This window comes from Streptomyces sp. NPDC028711, assembly GCF_055565415.1.
Map to the genome: position 1 here is coordinate 270,159 of NZ_JBVHUJ010000010.1, position 19,865 is coordinate 290,023.

General features: G+C 73.8%; 14 protein-coding genes. 9 read left to right on the forward strand and 5 right to left on the reverse strand.

What is annotated here, in order from left to right:
* Positions 1 to 8: 8 nt before the first annotated feature.
* From ACZ4VK_RS28305 to ACZ4VK_RS28335, 7 genes are all read left to right on the forward strand, one after another.
* Positions 9 to 962 (forward strand): alpha/beta hydrolase, encoded by a 954-nt coding sequence (locus tag ACZ4VK_RS28305; protein WP_468357836.1) that lies wholly within the window; start codon positions 9 to 11, stop codon positions 960 to 962.
* A complete protein-coding gene (locus tag ACZ4VK_RS28310; protein ID WP_468357839.1) occupies positions 959 to 2,845 on the forward strand; it encodes an amidohydrolase in 1,887 nt (628 codons plus the stop codon). Before ACZ4VK_RS28305 ends, ACZ4VK_RS28310 begins: the two co-directional genes overlap by 4 nt.
* Before the next feature lie 13 nt (positions 2,846 to 2,858).
* Positions 2,859 to 3,584, forward strand: coding sequence for a GPR1/FUN34/YaaH family transporter (locus tag ACZ4VK_RS28315; RefSeq protein ID WP_468357842.1), 726 nt, complete (start codon positions 2,859 to 2,861; stop codon positions 3,582 to 3,584).
* A 46-nt stretch (positions 3,585 to 3,630) separates the two neighbouring features.
* Positions 3,631 to 3,945, forward strand: a complete 315-nt coding sequence (locus ACZ4VK_RS28320) for a GNAT family N-acetyltransferase (protein WP_468357845.1) — start codon at positions 3,631 to 3,633, stop codon at positions 3,943 to 3,945.
* A gap of 47 nt (positions 3,946 to 3,992) precedes the next feature.
* The gene (locus ACZ4VK_RS28325) at positions 3,993 to 4,718 is read left to right on the forward strand and encodes an alpha/beta fold hydrolase (RefSeq protein ID WP_468357848.1); all 726 of its coding nucleotides are present in this window, start codon (positions 3,993 to 3,995) and stop codon (positions 4,716 to 4,718) included.
* A gap of 185 nt (positions 4,719 to 4,903) precedes the next feature.
* Entirely contained in the window at positions 4,904 to 5,740 is an 837-nt protein-coding gene (locus ACZ4VK_RS28330) for an alpha/beta fold hydrolase (protein ID WP_468357851.1), read from the forward strand.
* A gap of 228 nt (positions 5,741 to 5,968) precedes the next feature.
* Complete coding sequence (locus ACZ4VK_RS28335; protein WP_468357854.1) at positions 5,969 to 8,854, forward strand: ATP-binding protein; 2,886 nt, start codon at positions 5,969 to 5,971, stop codon at positions 8,852 to 8,854.
* Here the strand turns inward: ACZ4VK_RS28335 and ACZ4VK_RS28340 are convergent.
* The gene (locus ACZ4VK_RS28340; RefSeq protein WP_468357857.1) at positions 8,781 to 11,543 is read right to left on the reverse strand and encodes an ATP-binding protein; all 2,763 of its coding nucleotides are present in this window, start codon (positions 11,541 to 11,543) and stop codon (positions 8,781 to 8,783) included. The two genes, ACZ4VK_RS28335 and ACZ4VK_RS28340, sit on opposite strands and share 74 nt — an antisense overlap.
* Positions 11,544 to 11,761: 218 nt before the next feature.
* Between ACZ4VK_RS28340 and ACZ4VK_RS28345 the strand changes: the two genes are divergently transcribed.
* Entirely contained in the window at positions 11,762 to 12,634 is an 873-nt protein-coding gene (locus tag ACZ4VK_RS28345) for a helix-turn-helix domain-containing protein (protein ID WP_468357860.1), read from the forward strand.
* 76 nt (positions 12,635 to 12,710) lie between these two features.
* Here the strand turns inward: ACZ4VK_RS28345 and ACZ4VK_RS28350 are convergent, their stop codons facing one another.
* Positions 12,711 to 13,733: a helix-turn-helix domain-containing protein gene (locus ACZ4VK_RS28350; RefSeq protein WP_468357863.1), complete on the reverse strand. Its 1,023-nt coding sequence runs from the start codon at positions 13,731 to 13,733 to the stop codon at positions 12,711 to 12,713.
* 345 nt (positions 13,734 to 14,078) lie between these two features.
* Between ACZ4VK_RS28350 and ACZ4VK_RS28355 the strand changes: the two genes are divergently transcribed.
* Positions 14,079 to 15,056, forward strand: coding sequence for an alpha/beta hydrolase (locus ACZ4VK_RS28355; RefSeq protein WP_468357866.1), 978 nt, complete (start codon positions 14,079 to 14,081; stop codon positions 15,054 to 15,056).
* A 42-nt stretch (positions 15,057 to 15,098) separates the two neighbouring features.
* On the opposite strand, the gene ACZ4VK_RS28360 is transcribed toward ACZ4VK_RS28355, so the two are convergent.
* The 3 genes from ACZ4VK_RS28360 to ACZ4VK_RS28370 form a co-directional block, all read right to left on the reverse strand.
* Positions 15,099 to 16,157, reverse strand: coding sequence for a helix-turn-helix transcriptional regulator (locus ACZ4VK_RS28360; RefSeq protein WP_468357869.1), 1,059 nt, complete (start codon positions 16,155 to 16,157; stop codon positions 15,099 to 15,101).
* A 522-nt stretch (positions 16,158 to 16,679) separates the two neighbouring features.
* A complete protein-coding gene (locus tag ACZ4VK_RS28365; RefSeq protein WP_468358032.1) occupies positions 16,680 to 16,847 on the reverse strand; it encodes a hypothetical protein in 168 nt (55 codons plus the stop codon).
* Between the two features lie 145 nt (positions 16,848 to 16,992).
* Positions 16,993 to 19,746 carry an AAA family ATPase gene (locus ACZ4VK_RS28370; RefSeq protein ID WP_468357872.1) on the reverse strand — a complete coding sequence of 918 codons (2,754 nt, stop codon included), beginning with the start codon at positions 19,744 to 19,746 and terminating at the stop codon, positions 16,993 to 16,995.
* Positions 19,747 to 19,865: the final 119 nt, after the last annotated feature.

Genomic DNA, 19,865 nt, shown 5'->3' on the forward strand with positions numbered 1-19,865 from the left:
AGCCCCTCATGAACAGCCGTCCGGTCCTCGAACCCGCCGCCCAGGCGTTCGCCGACGCCACCGCCCAGCCGCCGTACCTCTACCAGATCCCCGTCGCCGAAGGCCGCAAGGCCGTGGACGACGTCCAGAGCGGCGAGGGCGTGCCCCTGCCCGAGGTCGACGAGGAGTGGATCACCGTCCACGGCGGCCCGACCGGCGACGTCCGCGCCCGGATCGTCCGCCCCCGCGGCGCCACCGGCCCGCTCCCCGTCATCCTCTACATCCACGGCGCGGGCTGGGTCTTCGGCAACGCCCACACCCACGACCGGCTGGTCCGCGAACTCGCCGTCGGCACCCGGGCGGCCGTGGTCTTCCCCGAGTACGACCTCTCGCCCGAGGCGCGCTACCCCGTCGCCATCGAGCAGAACTACAGCGTCGCCCAGTGGATCGCCCGCGAGGGCCACCACAAGGACCTCGACGGCACCCGGATCGCCGTCGCGGGCGACTCGGTCGGCGGCAACATGAGCGCAGCCCTCACCCTTATGGCCAAGCAGCGCGGCGACGTCACGCTCGTCCAGCAGGTCCTCTTCTACCCGGTCACGGACGCGAGCTTCGACACCGAGTCGTACCACGCCTTCGCCGAGGGCTACTTCCTGCGCCGCGACGCCATGAAGTGGTTCTGGGACCAGTACACGACCGAGGAGGCCGAGCGCGCCCAGATCACCGCCTCGCCGCTGCGCGCCTCCACGGAACAGCTCACCGGCCTGCCGCCCGCCCTGGTCATCACCGCCGAGGCCGACGTCCTGCGCGACGAGGGAGAGGCGTACGCGGCGAAGCTCCGTGCCGCCGGCGTCCACGTCACCGCCCTGCGCGTCCAGGGCACCATCCACGACTTCGTGATGCTGAACGCGCTGCGCGACACGTGGGCCGCGGACCTCGCCATCGGTCTCGCCACCGACATCCTCCGCAAGGCGCTCGCATGACCGGGCCGTCGACCAGCATGCCGGTGGCGGGCCTCGTCCCCGCCCCGCGGCGGGAGCACGAACACGCCGATCTCCTCGTCCGCAACGCCAAGGTGTTCACGGGTGACCCCGACCGTCCCGAGGCCCGCTCCGTCGCGATCCGCGACGGCCGGGTCGCGGCCCTCGGCGACGACCACGACCTCGCCCACCTCGTCGGGCCCGGCACCAAGGTCGTCGACGCGCTCGGCCGCCGGGTGATCCCCGGCCTGAACGACTCCCACCTCCACGTCATCCGGGGCGGCCTCAACTACGTCCTGGAGCTGCGCTGGGACGGCGTACGCAGTCTCCGCCAGGCCCTGGCGATGCTGCGCGAGCAGGCCGGCCGCACGCCCAAGGGGCAGTGGATCCGCGTCGTCGGCGGCTGGACCGCCGAACAGTTCGCCGAGCGCAGGATGCCGACCGTCGCCGAGCTGAACGCCGCCGCCCCCGACACCCCCGTCTTCGTCCTGCACCTCTACCAGTCCGCGCTGATGAACCGGGCCGCCGTCAAGGCCGCCGGATTCACCCGCGACACCCCCGATCCGCGCGGCGGGCAGATCGTCCGGGGCCGGGACGGCGAACCCAACGGTGTGCTGCTCGCGGCGCCGAGCGCGCTCATCCTCTACTCGACGCTGGCGAAGGCGCCGGCCCTCGACGAGGCCGACAAACGGACGTCGACGCGCCACTTCCTGCGCGAGCTGAACCGCTTCGGGCTGACGTCCGCCGTCGACGCCGCCGGCGGGTTCCAGAACTTCCCCGACAACTACGCCACGGTCGTCGACCTCGCCAGATCGGGGGAGTTGACGCTCCGGATCGCCTACCACCTCTTCCCGCAGACGGCCGGGCAGGAGCTCGCCGACCTCAAGCGCTGGACCGAGATGGTCAAGCCCGGGGACGGGGACGAGTGGCTCCGGCTGAACGGCGCGGGCGAGAACCTGACCTGGGCCGCCGCCGACTTCGAGAACTTCTCCGAGCCCCGGCCCGAGCTCGCCGCGGGCTACGAGACCGAGTTCGAGAGCGCCGTACGACTCCTGCTCGAGAACGGCTGGGGATTCAGGCTCCACGCGACCTACGACGAGACGATCCGCCGCGACCTGTCCGTCTTCGAGAAGCTCGCCGCGGAGGGGCTCTTCCCCGGCGGCAACCGCTGGCTCTTCGACCACGCGGAGACGGTCTCGGCCGGCAGCCTCGACCGGATCGCCGCCCTCGGCGGCGCCGTCTCGGTCCAGAACCGGATGTCCTTCCAGGGCGCCGCGTTCCTCGACCGCTACGGTGCCGAGGCGGCCGCCCACACCCCGCCGGTCCGGGCCATGCTCGACCGAGGCCTGCCCGTCGCCGCCGGAACCGACGCGACCCGCGTCTCCTCGTACAACCCGTGGGTCGCGCTCCACTGGCTGGTCACCGGGCGCACCGTCGGCGGCACCGCGCTCTACCCGGCCGGGAACCTGATCGACCGGGAGACCGCCCTCGGCCTCTACACCCGGGGCGGCGCGCGGCTCACCGGCGAGCAGGACGTCAAGGGAACCCTGCGGGAGGGCTGCTACGGCGACCTCGCGATCCTCTCCGACGACTTCCTCACCGTGCCCGAGGACGTCATTCCCGACATCGAGTCCGTCCTCACCGTCGTCGGCGGCCGGATCGTCTACGCGACCGCGGAGTACGAGGGCCTCGACGAGTCCGTTCCGCCGGTCAGCCCCGAGTGGAGCCCCGTGGCCCGCTTCGGCGGCTACCAGAGCGGTGCCCGTCAGGCATCGCTGGTGGCCGAGGCCGTCGCCGAGTCCGAGCAGCACCGCCGGTGGCGCGTCGCGCGCGGCTCCGTCCCCGACGCACAGCCGTCGTTCGTCGACCCCTGCTTCGCACACTGAGAGAGACCACACGATGAGTACAGCCTCCCCGGCCGCCGATGGAGACGACGCCCCGGCGGCTCCGCCCGGGCGCCACTTCGAGCCGGACCTCCGGTCGATGACCCGGATCAACCTGCGCCCCATCGCCTCGCCCATGCCGCTCGGCTTCTTCACGATCGCCCTCGCGTCCGTGATGACGGGATGCCTCCAGCTCGGGATCCTCGGGGAGGAGGCCCGTGCCGCCGTCGCGCTCACGGTGCTGCCGGCCTTCGTCCTCCAACTCCTGGTCAGCTACCTGGCCTTCGGCGCCCGTGACGTGATCGCGGCGACCCTGATGGCGGTCTTCGCCGGCAGCTGGCTGCCCTACGCGCTCATCATGCTCAGCGGCGCGGCCGACGGCCCGAAGGTCCTCGGCGTCTTCAACCTGGCGCTCCTCTGCTTCGGCGCGCTGATGACCGCCGTGACCGGGCCCAAGCGGGCGCTGTGGCTCGTCCTCGCGGTCTCCCTGCCCCGCTGGGCGGCCACCGGCCTCGCGGGCGTCACCGGGGCCGAATGGCTGACGCGCACGTCCGGGGCGCTCGGCCTCGTGGTGGCGCTCGTCGCGATGTACACGGCGTTCGCCCTGATGCTCGAGGACATGCGCGGCGAGCAGGTCCTGCCCATCGGCCGCAGCGGCCCCGCCCACCTCGCCGTGGAGGGCGACCTCGGCGTCCAGCTCCGCAACCTGGAACGCCAGGCGGGCGTGCGCCGCACGCTCTGACCCTGGCCACCGGCCCCCGTATCACCGCAACCCGACAGGAGCGCCCATGGCACCCCAGGCCATCGACCGGCCCGAGAAGTCCCGGTACGAGATCCTCGCCGGCGACGACGCCACCGAGACCGCCGGCTTCGCCGAGTACCACCTCTCGGAGGGCGAGATCGCCTTCATCCACACCGAGATCGATCCCCGCTTCGGCGGCCAGGGCCTGGGCGGGCTGCTCGCCCGCGGCGCCCTCGACGACGCCCGGGACCGCGGCCTGCGCGTCCTGCCGTACTGCCCCTTCATCCGCGGCTGGATCGGCAAGCACCCCGAGTACGCCGACCTGGTGCCCGAGGGGCGCCGCGCCCGCTTCGGCCTGTGAACCGACCCCTGACCACCTTCCCCACCCGTTCACCGAGGAGTTCACCCATGCCCCGACACGCCCGCCCCACCGTCGTGCTGGTCCACGGCGCCTTCGCCGACGCCTCCAGCTTCGCCCGCGTCATCCCCGAACTGACCGCCGCCGGCCTGGACGTGGTGGCTCCGGCGGTGCCCAACCGCAGCCTGATCGACGACGCCGCCTACATCGCCTCGGTCGTCCGTGCCGTCGAAGGCCCCGTGATCCTGGTGGGCCACTCCTACGGCGGTGCCGTCATCACCCTCGCCGGCACGGAGGACAACGTCCGCGCCCTGGTGTACCTCGCGGGCTACGCGCTGGAGGAGGGCGAGAGCCTGGGCGAGCTGCAGGGCCGCTTCCCCGACTCCGGTCTCGCCGACGCGCTCGTCTACACCCCGTTCCCGGTGCCCGGCTCCGCCGAGAACGGCACCGACGTGTCGGTGGAGGCCGACAGGTTCCCCGCGATCTTCGCCGCGGACGTCGACCCCGGGCTCGCCGCGGTTCTGGCCGTCTCCCAGCGCCCCCTGGCCGCACGGGCCTTCGCAGAGACGGCGCCGGTCGCGGCCTGGAAGACCAAGCCCTCGTGGGGTCTGGTCGCCACGTCCGACCGGACCATCAACCCGGACGTGGAGCGCTATGGCTACGAGCGGGCCGGAATGACCACCGTCGAGGTCGACTCGTCGCACCTGGTCATGCTCTCCCAGCCCAAGGCCGTGGCCGAACTGATCCAGGAGGCGGTCCGGTCCACCGCCCCCTGACGCACAGCCAGGGCACGTCCGGCGCGGCGCGGCGCGGTGCCGACCGCCGCTCGTGAGGACGCTGCACTCCTGGGCAAGACGTCGTGCGTGGCACGACAAACGGCGGTCCGTCCCCGACCGTAGCGTCGGGGCGTTCCGTACCGCACCAAGTCACGGACCATCCACTGCGAAACGAGGAAGCACCCATGCCGTACATCACCGTGGGCCAGGAGAACACCACCCCCATCGATCTCTACTACGAGGACCACGGCGCCGGTCAGCCGGTCGTCCTCATCCACGGCTTCCCGCTCGACGGCCACTCCTGGGAACGCCAGAGCGCCGCGCTGCTCGACGCCGGATACCGCGTGATCACGTATGACCGCCGCGGCTTCGGGCAGTCCTCCCAGCCGACGACCGGCTACGACTACGACACCTTCGCGGCCGATCTGAACACCGTGATGGAGACCCTCGACCTGAACGACGCCGTCCTCGTCGGCTTCTCCATGGGCACCGGCGAGGTCGCCCGCTACGTCTCCGCGTACGGCTCCGCCCGCGTCGCCAAGGTCGCCTTCCTGGCCTCCCTGGAGCCCTGCCTGCTCAAGTCCGACGACAACCCGGACGGCGTCGCCCCGAAGGAGTTCTTCGACGGAGTCGTCGCCGCTGTCAAGGCCGACCGCTACGCCTACTACACGGCCTTCTTCAACGACTTCTACAACCTCGACGAGAACCTTGGTACCCGGATCAGCGAGGAAGCGGTCCGCAACAGCTGGAACACCGCGGCCGGCGGCGGCTCCTTCGCCGCCTCCGCCGCGCCGTCGACCTGGTACACCGACTTCCGCGCCGACATCCCCGCCATCGACGTGCCCGCCCTGGTCCTGCACGGCACGGCCGACCGCATCCTGCCCGCCGAGGGCACTGCGCGCCCCTTCTACAAGGCGCTGCCCTCCGCCGACTACGTCGAGATCGAGGGCGCCCCGCACGGCCTGCTGTGGACCCACGCGGAGGAGGTCAACACCGCGCTCCTCGCCTTCCTGGCGAAGTGACGCCCTCCCCGCCGGCTCGCACGGAGTGAGCGCACGGCAGCGCGGCAGCCAGGGGAACCGGCCCGGCTGCCGCGCTGCAGCAAGGTCGTGCTCACCGACCGCTCGTGTCGGGCGGGCCCCAAGCGCGCACGATTCCCGCTCTTTTCTCCTCGTCTGATCTACTGATCAGGCGGCCGGACGATACGGCGGGGGCCGCGATGATCGGCGCGGAGGGCGGGGAACGAGATCATGAGCGCCGTGAGCATGCCCGAGGACGACAGGGCCGTACCAGTCCTGACAGGACGGGACGCGCACCTCACGGTCATCGACTCGGCGCTGGCGGACATCCGGTCCACCGGCACCTCCCTCCTGTTGCGCGGCGACCCCGGCATGGGGAGGACCTCGCTCCTGAAGGCGGCCGAGGCGGCGGCCCGGCGGGCGGGGCTGCGCGTGCTGCGGATGACCGGCGCCGAAGCGGAGTCGCGCCTGCCGTACGCCGCGCTGCACCAGGTGCTCTGGCCGCTGCTCGACGACGTCCAGACGCTCAGTCAGGACGAACGCGAGGCGCTGGACAAGGCGTTGGGTCTGCGAGAGGGCACACCCCCCGCGGGACCCGCCGTGGCCGGCGCCGCGCTGACCCTGCTCGCCCAGGCCGCGGCGCGCCATCCCGTCGTCGTGCTCCTGGACGACCTCCAGTGGGCGGATCCGTCCAGCGCCGCCGTGTTCGGACACGTCCAGGCGCGCCTGTCCCGGCTGCCCGTCGTCGTGATCGGGGCGACGCGGCACACGGCAGCCGCCGGCCCGTACGATCCGGTCGCGGGCCCGGCCGAAGGAGACGGCACCGAGGGGACGCCGGGACGCGTCATCGACCTGGAGCCGCTCGACGAGCAGCAGGCCGAACGACTCCTGCGCACCCTCCAGCCGTGGCTGCCCGACGAAGCGCGCCGCCGGGTGCTGCACACGGCCGGCGGCAACCCGCTCGCGCTGCACGAGCTGGCCGCACGGATCCGCGCGGCGGTCGCGGAGGACCCCGCTCACCTGGAGGAACCGTCGGCGAGCGGCATGACCGGGCCGTTCGGCGAACTACCCCTGGGAGAACGCCTGGGTCGCCTGTACGAGGACCGGCTGAGCGCGCTGCCGGGCAGCAGCCGCCATCTGCTGCTGGCCGCTGCCCTCGGCGGCTCCTCCGCTCAACAGGCCACGGTGCTGCGGGACGCGGCGGAACGCGTGGAGGGCGCCGGCTGGCCGGAGTTCCGGCGCCACATCGAGGCCACGGGGGTGGCGTACGCCGATCCGGACTCCGACCGCCTGGAGTTCCACCATCCGCTGGTGCGGGCCGGTCTGGTCCACCTCGCCCTGCCCGCCGAACGCCGGGCTGCACACCGGCTGCTCGCCGACGTCCTGCCCCCTACGAGTCCCCGACGGATCCTGCACCTGGCGGCCGCCGCCGTCGGCACCGACGGCGAACTCGCCGCGCTGGTGCACGAGGAAGCGGACCGGATGGCCGCCGGGGGCGCGCAGACGGAAGCGGCCCGCACCATGGCGCGGGCGGCCGGCCTCAGCCCCGACACGGCGAGCCGGGTGGCGCGCTTCGTCGCGGCCACCGCCCTCGCCGCACGCAGCGGACACCTGCGCCTGGCGGTGGAACTCGCCGCCGAGGCCGAGGCCGAGGCCCGCCCGGGAAAGCCCGAACCCGCCGCCGCGCACGCCTTCGCCATCGCCTACACCCGGCTCCAGCTCGACGGCGACCCGACACGGGCGATCGAGCTGCTCCCCGGGGCCCTGGACGAGACGGCCGCGCCGGAGGCCGCATCGCCGTTCGCGTCCCTGCACGACGCGGTGTTCTTCCTGCTCGTCGTCGTCGCCGTGTTCACCGGGGACGAGCGGGCGTGGGACGCCGTCGAACACCGCGTCGCGGACAGGTCCGAGCCGGCGGTGCTGTGCCGGCGCGCCTGGGCAGGGCCGTACGACACCGTCCACGACGTACGGGACCGGCTGCGTGCGGAGATCGCCGCGCTGCCGCGGGACCGGGAGACCCCCGCCGCCTGGCTGCTGATGTGGACGGCCGTCGCCCTGGACGTGGTCGGCGAGCACGACGAGCTGTGGAGCCGCTTCGCGCGGCCCCGCGCGTACGCCACGCAGGCGTTCCTCGATGTCGTCCGCGCCCACGACGACTTCCTGCACGGCCGCTGGGACGCGTGCCTCGCCGCCTCCCGCCAGGGGGCGGAGGCCTCGGCCGCCTGCGGGCACGTGTTCAACGAGACACTGTTCCTGATGAACGTGGCCGAAGTCCTGGCCGCCCGCGGCGACCGGGCCGGGCTCGCCGAGCTGGAGGCCGCGCTCAGGGCGTCGGCCGACATCCGGCGGCTGCGTGCCGTCACCGAGCGGCTGACCGCCTTGAGGCTGTCGTGCGCCCTCGCCCACGGCCGGGCCGAGGAGGCCTGGCAGCACGCCCGGACCCTCACCCTGCCCGGTGTCGTCCCGTCCCGCAGCCCGGGCTTCCACCTCTCGCTGGTCGACTGGGTGCAGGCCGCCGTCGACAGCGGGCGCGGGGCCCAGGCCCGGCACCATCTGCGGGCGGTCCGGGCTGCCGGAATCGCCGGCGTCGCGCCTCACCACGCCCTCCTCGTCGCCGTCGCCGAGGCGCTCGCCGCGGACGACGAGCAGGCGGAGCAGCGCTACGCGGCCGTGTACGCCGCGCCCGGCGCGGACAACCGGCCCTTTCTCCTGGCCAGGGCCCGGCTCGCGCACGGCAGATGGCTGGGGCGACACCACCGGGACGAGGCCGCCGCCGCGCACTGCGCCACCGCGCTCGCCGGCTTCACCCGCCTCGGGGCCACCCCCTGGGCCGAACAGGCCGCGCGGGAACACGACGCGGCGGTCGCGCGCACCGCACGGCCCGGCTCCCCGGCCGGGCCGCATCCGCTGCTCACGGCACAGGAGTCGCGGATCGCCGCGCTGGCCGCCGACGGCCTGACCAACCGACAGATCGGCGAGCGGCTCGGGCTGTCCCCCCGTACCATCGGCGCACACCTCTACCGGATCTTCCCCAAGCTGGGCATCACGACCCGTGCCGGAGTGGCGCGCGCTCTGGCGGCACCGACAGCGCCCGGGCAAGGGCCGCCCGTGAGGTGATCCCCAGTTTGGGGAAGATCCGGTAGAGGGCCGATCCGACCGTCCGCGGCGAGAGGTGCAGCGCGGCGCCGACCTCCTTGTTCGTCAGTCCGGTGGCCACCATCCGGGCGATGCGCAGCTCCTGGGCGGTGAGCGCGCCGGCCTCGGCCGCCGGGGCGTCCTCCGGCAGGCCGCCCACGGCACGCAGTTCGGACCGGCACTGCTCCGCCCACGGCGCGGCCCGCAGCTCGCGGAAGGTGCGCAACGCGGCGTGCAGCAACTCGTCCGCCTCGGCCCGCCGCCCCCGGCGGCGCAGCCACGCACCGTGGGCCAGCCGCAGCCGCGCCCGTTCGAAGACCCACCGGCCGGAGCCCGGCACCGCGTAGGCCGCCGCGTACGCCGCGTCCGCCTCGTCGCCGTCGGCCACCAGCGCGGTCGCCGCGGCCAGCAGGAAGGCGTGGTGGGCCGAGATCTCGTCCATCCGGGTCGCCCGTGCCGCCGCGACCTGCGCGCGCGCCTCCGCACGGCGACCGCACCGCAGGGCGGCGACCACGAGATCGAAGAACGGCAGGTGGATCCAGGTCGGTTCGCCCGGCAGCTCGCCCGGAGCGGTCAAGCGGCGCAGCCGCACGTACGCCTCCTCGTGCCGGCCGTGTGCCAGAGCGGCCAGCGCCTCCAGATGGTCCAGATGGTCCGTGACGAACCGCAGCCGGGCCCGGGCCGCCGTCGGCTCGATCCGCTCCCGCACTTCCCGCAGTCCCCGCTCGTCGCCGCGGCCCGCCAGGAAGTACGCGTAGTAGTGCCGGAAGAGCAGGGCGTTGGTGTGATAGCCGAGTTCCTCGGCGGCGTCGGCCTTCCGCAGGCAGTCCTCCGCCGCGTCCCAACGGCCGTGCTGGAACGCCGCGTAGCACTGCGCCTTCGCGATCGAACCCTGAGTCGCGTACGCGTGCTCCCCGCTGAACAGGCGCCACAGATCCGGATCGGCGCCGTCCACCGCCGCGGCCGCCCACAGCAGCAGCCAGGCGCTGCCCGTCTCCTGTCGGGCAGTCATGCGCGCCACGGTCGCCCGCAGTTCCTTCTCGGCGCCGTGCGCGGTGCGCGGCGGGTCCGCCCAGGCGCGGTGGCACAGCCGGGCGGCCGCCGAGACGTGATCGCGATGCCGCTCCAGCGTCTCCCAGCCCCGGGGGTCGCCCGTGTACGTGGACGCCAGCAGCAGCTTGAAGAACATCTGCTCCACGAGGTCTCCGCAGCCCGGCACACCCACCGCGCCGGGGGCGGTCAGCGCGGCCAGGGCCCGCGGCAGCAGCGAGAACGACGAGGCGAAGTCGACATGGTGGCTCTGGTCGACGTACACGACCGCGTAGGCGAACAGCGGGGCGATGTCCTGCGGCACCGGCCCGCGCCTGAGCTCCTCCACCAGTCGCGCGGCGTACGCGAGACGCCCGCCCCGGGCCGACATCACGGCCGCCCAGGTCAGCCGGCGCGCCCGCGCCTCGGAGTCGGCGCTGAGGGCCGCCGCGCGGTCAAGGAGCAGGGCGGCTTCCGCGTCACCACCGCGCAGCGCGATGCGCGTCCCGGCTTCCTGCAGCCGCGCGGCGAGCGGTTCGGCAGGCCCCTCGACAGCGGCGGCCTCGTGCAGCAGCCGGCGCGGGTCGTCCTCGGCCAGCCGCCCCGCCAGTGTCCGATGGGCCGCCCGCAGCTGGGCCGGCGAGGCGGAGGCGAGCACGGCGCTGCGCACCAGCGGATGCCGGAAGACCAGTCGCCCGGCGTGATCCAGGCCGGCCAGCCCGCCGGCCTCGATGGGCCCGAGGACCCGTTCCGCACGGTCCGGGCCGGAGGCGGGCTCCCGGATGGCGCCTCCGGCCGTGTCCAGGGCGGCGAGCAGCAGCACCCTCGACGCCTCCGTGGGAAGCGCGCGCAGCCGTCGTACGTACAGGGCCTCCAGCCGCTGTCCGAGCGGCAGCCGCTCCGGCAGCGGCACGATGCCCCTGCGGTGCTCGCCCGCCAGCTGGCCGGGCAACTCGGCCAGGGCCAGCGGATTGCCCGCGGCCTCGGCCATCACCCGTCGAGCGGTGCCGGCCGCAAGCGCGGGGTGCCAGCGCCGCAGCAGCGCCCGTGACTCCTCGCCCGACAGCGCCTCGACGTCCACGGGGTGCGCGGGCCAGCCGTCAAGCGCGGGGTCGCCGGGGCGGCTCGAACACACCATGACCGTCCGCAGGCCGGTGATCCGCTGGTACAGGAAGAGGAAGACGGCGGCACTGGAGGAGTCCACCCAGTGCAGGTCGTCCACCAGGATGAGCACGGGTCGCCGGCGCGCCTCGTTCGCGAGCAGGGCGAGGGCGGACGCGCCGACCATGAAACCGCCCGAGGGCAGCCCTTCCCGCAGCCCCAGCGCCCTTTCCAGGGCGGCCCGTTGCTGCGGGGGAAGCGCGTGAGTCCGCTCCAGCAGGGGACCGAGCACCTGGTGCAGCGCTCCGAAGGCGATACCGACCTCCGCCTCGCTTCCCCTGGCCCGCAGGACGGTGAAGCCGCGGTGCTCGGCGCGCTCGGCCGTCCAGTCCAGCAGGGCGGTCTTCCCGATGCCGGCGTCGCCGCGCAGCACCGTCGCCGAGCCGCCCGCCGAGGAGCGTGCCCCCTCCAGGGACCGCTCAAGCAGCGTGCGCTCGCGCTGACGCCCGACCAGTGCCGTGTCGCCCAGGCCGCTTTCCACGGATATCGCCTCCTCGTGCCGCTGCCGCCCGGCCAGCGTGCCACCGCCGCGATGCCCCCGTGCGCACGGCCCATGCCCCTGTCCGCAGAGAGGGCCGAACGGCCTTCTGCCCACAGGCGCGAGCACCCCAGGCTGAGCGCCCTGGACCCGCGCGCCGCCCGGAGCCAGACGCCGGAACGTTCCCGGCACCCGTACGAACGCTCCGACCAGGGGGTCCCATGCGCCTGACACTCGCACCCGCCACCACCCGCACCGCACTCGGCTTCCTCCAGGTGAGCACGGTCCGGGGCGCGGCACAGTCCTACGTCTGCGAGCCGGACGACGACGCGGCCGAACCGCAGCTGGTGCTGGGCCTGCACACCTCCGGCGAGGCGACCCTGATCCGCGGGGACGCGGTCGAACCCTGCCGGGCGGGAGAGCTCTTCGTATGCGACCCGGCGGAACGCTTCGCCCTCCATGAGTCCGAGGCCTTCGAGCTGCACCTGGTGCGGATGCCGCGCCGCGCCCTGACGCTCACCGACGCCCAGACACGGGCTCTCGGCCGGAGGGCCCCGTTCGCCGGCGGCACCGTGGCGCCGCTGCTCGTTCCCCTCCTGCGGGAACTGGTCGGCGTCCCGTCCGGGTACACGCCCCGGACGGCACTCCATCTGGCCGGCGGCGTGGCAGAGTTCGTGACCCTGCTGGCTGTCGAGGAGGTCGACTCCGGTCCCCGGGAACGCGGGCAGGACCGCCAGGACCTGATTCGACGGATCCGGTCCCACGTGGACGCCCATCTCTGGGACAGGGAACTGAGCCCGGCGTCGATCGCCGCGGCCCAGCACATCTCGGTGCGCTATCTCCACAGGCTCTTCGAGAGCCATGGCAGCACGATCGGCCGGTGGATCCAGCACCGCCGTCTGGAGGAGGCGCGGCGGGAGCTCGGTCGCCCGGGGTCGAACGACACCACGGTGGCCGCGGTCGCGAGGCGTTGGGGGTTCGCGAGTGCCACGCACTTCAGCCGCAGCTTCCGCGCGGCGTACGGCGTCCCGCCCAGCGACTGGCGGGACGACCGGACCCGGCTGCCCTGGGAGCCCCGGAACGCCGACGGCTGACGGGTGACACGAAGGTCCCGACGCCCGCGTGGGGCGACGGGACCTTCACGACGGGACCTTCGAGGCGGGCCCTGCTTCAGGCTGCCGCCGGGGGCTCGACGCCGGCCGGGCCCGGTTCGGTGAGCGCGGCGGACCCGGCCCCGGCCACCCGGCGCCGCCACTCCTGCGGCGGGTACCCGTGGACGGCCTTGAAGGCGCGGCTGAAGTGGGCCGCGTTGCGGAAGCCCCAGCGGGACGCCACCACGGAGACGGACGGGTTCACGCGTGCCCGCCGGGCGAGCTCCCGGGCGCACTCCTCGACCCGCCGGCGCAGGATCAGCCGGCTCACCGTGACGTCCTCGCCCTCGAAGAGACGGTGCAGATAGCGGACCGAGACCAGGTGCGCGGCGGCGATGCGCTCCACGGACAGGTCGGGGTCGTCGAGATGCCGGTCGATGTGCTCCCGGATCCTGGCGATCAGTTGACGGCGGCCCGTGCGATCGGACGGGTCCCCCGCCTCGGTCGCCTCGGCGAACTCGTGGACCAGGGCGGCCACCAGCTCGGTGACGATGCCCCCGAGCCGCTCGCCCGCCGCGGCCGGCATCCGGGCGGCCGACTCGTCCAGGCCCAGGAGGAGGGGCGCCAGCAGCGCGGTCACTCCGTCCGTCAGGGCGAGGGGGCGGGCGGTGACGGTGCGCAGGGCACTCACCGGCACGTGCAGGGCGTGGGCCGGGAGGCGGAAGAACAGGATCCGGGCTCGCTCCCGTTGCTCGACCGAGAAGGCCCGGCGCAGATCGATCAGCGCCAGCTGCCCGCTCTCCACGTGGGTACCACGGCCGTCCTGGACCAGGCGCACGGACCCGCTCCGCGGAATCAGCACGGCGATCGCGTCCCCGGCGTCCCGGGCGACGGACTCCTCGCCCCGGGTGAGGTGCAGCGGACCCGACTCGCAGATGACCAGCCGCAGGTAGCCGAAGTGACGCAGGGCCACGGAACCGCTCGCGGGCCGGTCCTGCCGCGTCCGCTCCAGGACGGGTGCCAGCCATCGCGAAACCTCCCCTGCGACATCGCCGGTCGCCCGGGTGCCGGGGATGACGGCCCTTCCTGGTGCAGCGCTCATGAGGACTCCCTCCAGCCGTCCCGTATCGGTGCGTGGTGCGCGAGAGGGGGAACGGACGCACCCTTCACGAACCACCTCCATGCTCCGGGGGTGCGTCGGGAAGGCGTTAGGTCATCTGACTGCACTCGCCGCGCACGGGAGGCGAAGGTCTGGGCGGTACCCGAAGTGTGCACTCAGCGGCATGCGTCAGTACGGTGGCTCCGCCCGTACGCCGCCAGGGGGACCCTAGGGTGGGTGGCGCGTGCCGGCAGGCGAATTTCCGGCACCGGATGCCTGTCCGCCCGGCCGCGGACGGGCAGCCGCTCCGCTGCCGTCCCTCGACCCGCCCCCCGCGCAGGAGTTCCGTTGGAAGCAGATGTCCCGCAGTACCGGGCGACGCCCGTCCTCGAACGACGGGCGCGGGCCTTCGCCGCGGCTTACGCGTGCCCCACGTCCGCGACGGGTGACGCCGCCGCGGCCCGGGCGCGCATGGCGGCCCTGTGGGACGGCGGCGGCGGTGAGGAGCCCGACGTCGAGGAGGAGTGGCTCGCCCTGCCGGGAAGCGACGGCAGCCGGATCCGGGTGCGGATCCTCCGCCCCGCCGGCAGCGACGAACAGCTCCCCGTCGTGCTGTACCTGCACGGTCTTGGCTGGATGCTGACCGACGCTTACGCGCACCGCTTCCTGGTGACGGACCTCGTCCTCGGAGCGGACGCCGCCGTGGTCGTCCCCGAGTACGACGTACCGGAGGACGGTCGGCATCCGAGCGCCGTCGAGCGGGCGCACACCGTCGCCCAGTGGATCGCCCGCCACGGCACGCAATGCGGGCTGGACGGGAGCAGGATGGCGGTCGTCGGTGCCAGCGCGGGCGCTCATCACGCGGCCGCCCTCACCCTGGTGGCGCTGGATCGCGGCGGGCCGAGCTTCCGCCACCAGGTGCTGGTCTGCCCGGTGACGGACGCGGCGATGGACACCCCGTCCCACCGTGAGTTCGCGGACGGGTACTTCCTGACCCGCGCCGCCATGTCCGAGTACTGGCAGCAGTACGCGCCGGACCCGGAGAGCCGGACGCAGGGCGCCGTGTCCCCGCTGCGCGTGCCCATCCGCCGGCTCCGAGGTCTGCCGCCGGCGCTCGTCCTCGTCGCCGAGGCCGACGTGCTCCGCGACGAGGGCGAGGCGTACGCGGCGCACCTGAGGGACGCCGATGTCCCGGTCGTGTCGATGCGCTACCACGGGACGATCCACGGATTCGTGCTGTTCGACCTGCTCCGCGACACGCACGCCTCCCAGGCGGCCAGGGTGCAGGTGACGGACACCCTGTACGCCGCCCTGCACGCCGTCTGACCACGCCGGACGCCCGGTGGCCTGTCGGCACCGCCGGGCCGGTCACTTCACGTCGGCCGCCGGACCGTCCAGGGACAGGCTGCCCCGCTGCCGCTTCCACTCGCTCGGTGACATTCCGTACGCCGCCTGGAAGCGACGGCTGAAATGGCTCGGGCTGCGGAACCCGCACCGGGCGGCGACCGCCGCGACGGTGAGACGGTCGTAGCGTGGGGAGGCCAGCATCTGCCGCGCCTTCGTCAGCCGCTCCGTGATCAGCCACTGCTCCAGACTGATGCCTGCCTTGCTGAGCAGGAGGTAGAGCCCGCGCACCGAGACGGCGTGCTCGGCCGCGATCCGCTCGGGCGTGAGCTCGCGATCCGCCAGATGGCGGCGCGCGTAGGCCAGGACCCGGGTGAGCAGCGTGTCGTCCATGGCCGTGGTGACCGCGACGGTCTCCTCGATGTGCGCGGCCGACAGGAGCAGCGCGCGTACCAGGTCCGTGGTGGCACTCGCGAGAGCCGGCGCGCCGGGATCGGCCTCCAGGCGGCCCGGATCGCGCCACACGCCGCGCAGGTGCTGCAGGACCAGGTCGTACAGCGGGCTGGCGCGCAACTGGAGGGAGGCCCTCACCACGGTGTCCACCGGCACGCCGAGGCGGTCCATGTCGAACATGATGGCCTGGGAGGACCCGTCGCCGGACCAGCCGTAGGCCCGGGCCGACAACTCGTGGAAGACGCAGATGTCGTCCGGCCCCAACAGCCGCCTTCGACCTGCCACTTCGGCGCGGTGCAGACCCTCGGGCTGAAGCGACACGGCGACGATGGGATGGCTCCGATGGTGGCGGACGTGCCGCTCGGTCCGCCGCACCTCGAAGCCCGAGTTACGGGTGGAGAAGAAGTCCAGGTCGCCCACCCGCCACGCTTCCATGCGCGCGTGGATGCCCGTGTCGGGCTCTTCGTGGACGACGTGGTTCGGCACCCGCGAATCCGTCAGCGCGTGATGAAACAGGTCCGCTCGCTCGCGAGGTTCCACGGTTCTCAGATCGACCAGCAGCACACGGGCCTCCCCATCGGAAGCGCCCGGTTCCGATCGCCGGGCGCGGCTGCGGATGATGTCGGACATGGCCGGCGGGAGTGCGGCGCTTCGTGGAGGAGTTCGCCGCCGTGCCGGACGGCGGCGCGGGCCCTCGGGCCTCGTGCCCGGGTGGGGCGGAATAACCGGATCGAGACCCTGCCCGACGGCACGCCCGTGAAGGACAGGTCCTTCACGTCGGGGTCCGCGACCGGGGCGTCGCCGCCCTGGAGGCCGTCGAGGGCCTTCCGCCACTCGGCCGGGCCGGGTGCACGGAGGGACGGGGGGCTCGCGGTCGCGTCGAGCGCCGGTTCAGTGGTGGACATGAGGCCTCTTCCGTGTGCATGACGTGCCGCCCGAGGCGGCCCTCACGTCCCCCACTCTGGCAAACGGCGTACTCAAGAGGCATCAGTAGGTTGACGGTTCTTCAGAGCAGCCGTGCGAGACGGGCTGCCTGGTGCGATGGCTCCGGGAAGAGGACGCGCACATCCGACGGGACGCACTCATCGGGTGGCGCGGTCCCCAGGCGGGGCGCGAGGTGCCCGCAGTGTCACAGGCATCCCGGGCGGCGTCTCACTCGCTGTCGGCCGTGAGCCGGTCGACGATGCGGTCCAGATCGATGTGATGGTGCTCGGTGCCCGGCGGCACCAGCGCGTCGGACCGGCGCAGGAAGTCCATGACCGCGGAGGCCGGGGCGGCGAGGAGCGCCGCCCCGGCACGGGTCCTGAGGAGGATGCGGATCGACTCCGGACGGGACCGGTGTCACGGGATGACCACCACGTCTCCGATCCCCGCGGGCCGCTGGAGTCCGTCCGCGAGGAGCGACCGGGCAGAGGCGGGGTGGCGCGCGGACGCACCACCCCTACGGCGTTCGCGCGGCACCCGGTCAGCGCTGCGGATCCCGCGAGAGAGCGTCGCGGAGTTGGGCCCTGGAGTGGATGCCGAGCTTGGGGAAGATCTTGTGCAGGTGGTAGCCGACGGTCCGGGGCGAGAGGTAGAGCCGAGCCGCGATGTCGCGGTTGGTCAAGCCCTGGGCGGCCAGTTCGGCGATCTGTCGTTCCTGCGCGGTGAGCTCGCCCGCCGGGATCGCGGTCGCGGCTCCCGGGGCTCCGGCGGCCCGGAGTTCCGCAGCGGTGCGGTCGGTCCACGGGCGGGCGCCGAGGCGCTGGAAACACTCCAGCGCCGCGCTGAGGTGCGGGCGGGCCTCGGCGGTGCGGCGGCGCCGGCGTAGCCACTCGCCGAAGTCGAGGTGGGCGAATGCCTTTTCGACCGGCCAGCAGTCGGTCGTGGAGTCGGCCAGGGCCGCGCGGAAGTGGGTTTCGGCTTCGTCGGTGTCGGTCAGCAGAGCAGCGGCCCGGTGCAGGACGGCGGCCAGCCGGGGGGACCTTTCCGGTTCCAGGTGGTGTGCCACGGCGTCGACGACCGTGCGCGCGTCGTCCGTTCGCCCGGCGCGGACCGCCGCGGCGGCCAGATCGCCCAGGTAGTAGAGGGAGGCGTGGTAGTGGACGGGAGCGGGGCGGAAGTCGCGGGTGAAGGTCGCGCGCAGTTGCTCGTAGGCGTCTGCGTGGTCACCGGCGGCGAACGCGGCCATGCCCAGCGCATGGCGGTGGCGGACCTGAAGGCTCAGGGATCTGCGCAGGTCCACGCCTCGTACGGCCTCCATCGCCTGTTTCCGCGCCGCCGCGTGGTCGCCCTGCAGAGCGCTCAGCGTGGCCCGGAGGACGCGGGCGCCCACGGTCACGTTGTCGGCTCCCGCTTCCGCCGCCATCCAGAAGGCCTCGTCCGCCGCTTCCCCGGCCGCCGTCCACGATCCGCTCTCGAACAGGGCGAGGGCGAGCGCCTGGGCGACGGTCGCGTTCGTGCCCGCGCTTCCGGCGCGCCGGAGGACGTCCAAGGTCCGCCCCAGGATGCGCACGGCCTGCTCGGTGTCGTCCAGGATCCAGGACGTGCCGCCGAGCGCCGTGAGTGTTCCGAGTGATTCCTCGTGCGACAGCGCGGAAAGTCCCTCCTCCAAGTGCCGTACGAGACACGGCCGATCGCGATGGGGATCGATGACCGCCCGGATCCAGGCGCGGGCGGCGGGATCGTCGTCCTTGCCGAGCAGATCGCCGATCCGCCGCAGCTCATCCCGGTAGAACGGCGACCCGGAGTTGTAGACGGACGTCGCGGCGGTGCTCAGAGCGCTGAGGGCCAGGTGCGGAGCCCCGGCCGCGGTGGCTTCGGCGACGCCCAGCAGGAGCGTCAGCGCGTCCTCGTGGCGGAGCGTGACCCCCAGGGCCCAGCCGCCAAGCAGCGAGGCTTCGGCACGCAGCCGGGGATCCTCGGCCAGGTCGCCGGCGCGCTCGCTCATGTCGCCGACCCACTGCGGGTGGCCGGCGAACATGGCCGCCTGTGCGGCCGTCAACAGGCGGCGCGTGCGCAGCTCCGGTGCCGGGGTCAGTTCCGCCGCGCGTTCCAGTGCCGCCGCGGCCGCCGCGTAGCCGCCCCGGCCGCGGGCACGCTCGGCGCTCGCCGCCAGGGCGTCGGCGACCTCCGCGTCCTGGCCGGTCGCCGCGGCGGCCAGATGCCAGGCGCGGCGGTCCGGTTCCTCGGTGAGCGCGGCGGCCAGGGCGAGATGCGCCTGCCGACGCTCGTGGAAGGAGGCCGCGTGGTAGACGGCCGAGCGGACCAGGGGGTGGCGCGGCAGCGCCTGGCCGTTCTCCACCCGTATCAGGCCGACGCGTTCGGCGGGGTCGAGTGCCCGGACGATGTCCAGCGACGGGGCGGCGCGCAGCAGGTCGGCCAGGTGTGCCGTGCCCGCCGCGGCCACCAGGAGCAGCGCCTCACGCGTGGGTGCGGGCAGGCCGGGGAGGTCGGCGGCGAACAGGGTCTCCAGGCGTGCGGTGAGCGGCAGGGCGGCACCGCCGGTCCGGCCCCGGGCCAGGGCACGCGGCAGCTCGATCAGGGCCAGCGGATTGCCGGCCGCCTGCTGGAGGATCTCGGCCCGCGCCTTGCCCCGGGGCGGATCAGGCTGTGCGCCCAGGAGCTGCCCGGCCGCGGTACGGCTCAACGGGCCCACGGTCACCTGCGGGAAGTCCCGGTCGAAGCGGCCCGGCACACCCTCCTCACGGGCGGCAAGGAGCAGCACCACCGGCCTGCCCTCCAGACGCCGGGAGAGAAAGGCCAGCACGTCCACCGAGCCGAGGTCGAGCCACTGGGCGTCGTCCACGAGCAGGAGCAGCGGCCGCCGTGCGGCGGCCTCGCTGATGAGCCCGAGCACGCCGGCGCACAGGGACAGCTGGTCGAGTTCCCGCTCGTACGGCGCCGCGTCCGGCCCGAAGGCACGGTCAAGCGCGGCCTGTTGCCCGGCGGGCAGACCGTCTCCGGGCAGCAGCGGATGCAGCAGCTGGTGCACGCCCGAGAGGCCGAGGCCCGTCTCGCCCTCGCTGCCGCGCACCCGCAGGATCCCCAGGCCCCGGGCCCGGCCGCGCTCGGCCGTCCAGTCGACGAGGGTCGTCTTCCCCGCTCCCGGCTCCCCGGTCAGCACCAGCACCTGCGGACCGCTGCCGTCCACGGCTGCGAGCAGACGGTCGAGGCGGGTCAGTTCGGCGGCCCGGCCCAGGATGCCCGGATCGGAGGTGTGGTTGGTGCCGGCGTACATGAACCGTCCTTGGCGTCGGGCCGTTGATACGGCAATCCTGCCAGGGGCGACCGGCGGGACCGGAACCGGGGACGACTGGTCATGTGACAGAAGCGACCCGCTCCGACCTCCGCGATGAT

Excerpts from the sequence above, each read along its gene's own strand:
- ACZ4VK_RS28315 (WP_468357842.1), top strand. The coding sequence starts at position 2,859 with ATGAGTACAGCCTCCCCGGCCGCCGATGGAGACGACGCCCCGGCGGCT.
- ACZ4VK_RS28320 (WP_468357845.1), top strand. The coding sequence starts at position 3,631 with ATGGCACCCCAGGCCATCGACCGGCCCGAGAAGTCCCGGTACGAGATC.
- ACZ4VK_RS28360 (WP_468357869.1), bottom strand. The coding sequence starts at position 16,157 with ATGTCCGACATCATCCGCAGCCGCGCCCGGCGATCGGAACCGGGCGCT.
- ACZ4VK_RS28345 (WP_468357860.1), top strand. The coding sequence starts at position 11,762 with ATGCGCCTGACACTCGCACCCGCCACCACCCGCACCGCACTCGGCTTC.
- ACZ4VK_RS28330 (WP_468357851.1), top strand. The coding sequence starts at position 4,904 with ATGCCGTACATCACCGTGGGCCAGGAGAACACCACCCCCATCGATCTC.
- ACZ4VK_RS28325 (WP_468357848.1), top strand. The coding sequence starts at position 3,993 with ATGCCCCGACACGCCCGCCCCACCGTCGTGCTGGTCCACGGCGCCTTC.
- ACZ4VK_RS28335 (WP_468357854.1), top strand. The coding sequence starts at position 5,969 with ATGAGCGCCGTGAGCATGCCCGAGGACGACAGGGCCGTACCAGTCCTG.
- ACZ4VK_RS28350 (WP_468357863.1), bottom strand. The coding sequence starts at position 13,733 with ATGAGCGCTGCACCAGGAAGGGCCGTCATCCCCGGCACCCGGGCGACC.
- ACZ4VK_RS28310 (WP_468357839.1), top strand. The coding sequence starts at position 959 with ATGACCGGGCCGTCGACCAGCATGCCGGTGGCGGGCCTCGTCCCCGCC.
- ACZ4VK_RS28370 (WP_468357872.1), bottom strand. The coding sequence starts at position 19,746 with ATGTACGCCGGCACCAACCACACCTCCGATCCGGGCATCCTGGGCCGG.
- ACZ4VK_RS28305 (WP_468357836.1), top strand. The coding sequence starts at position 9 with ATGAACAGCCGTCCGGTCCTCGAACCCGCCGCCCAGGCGTTCGCCGAC.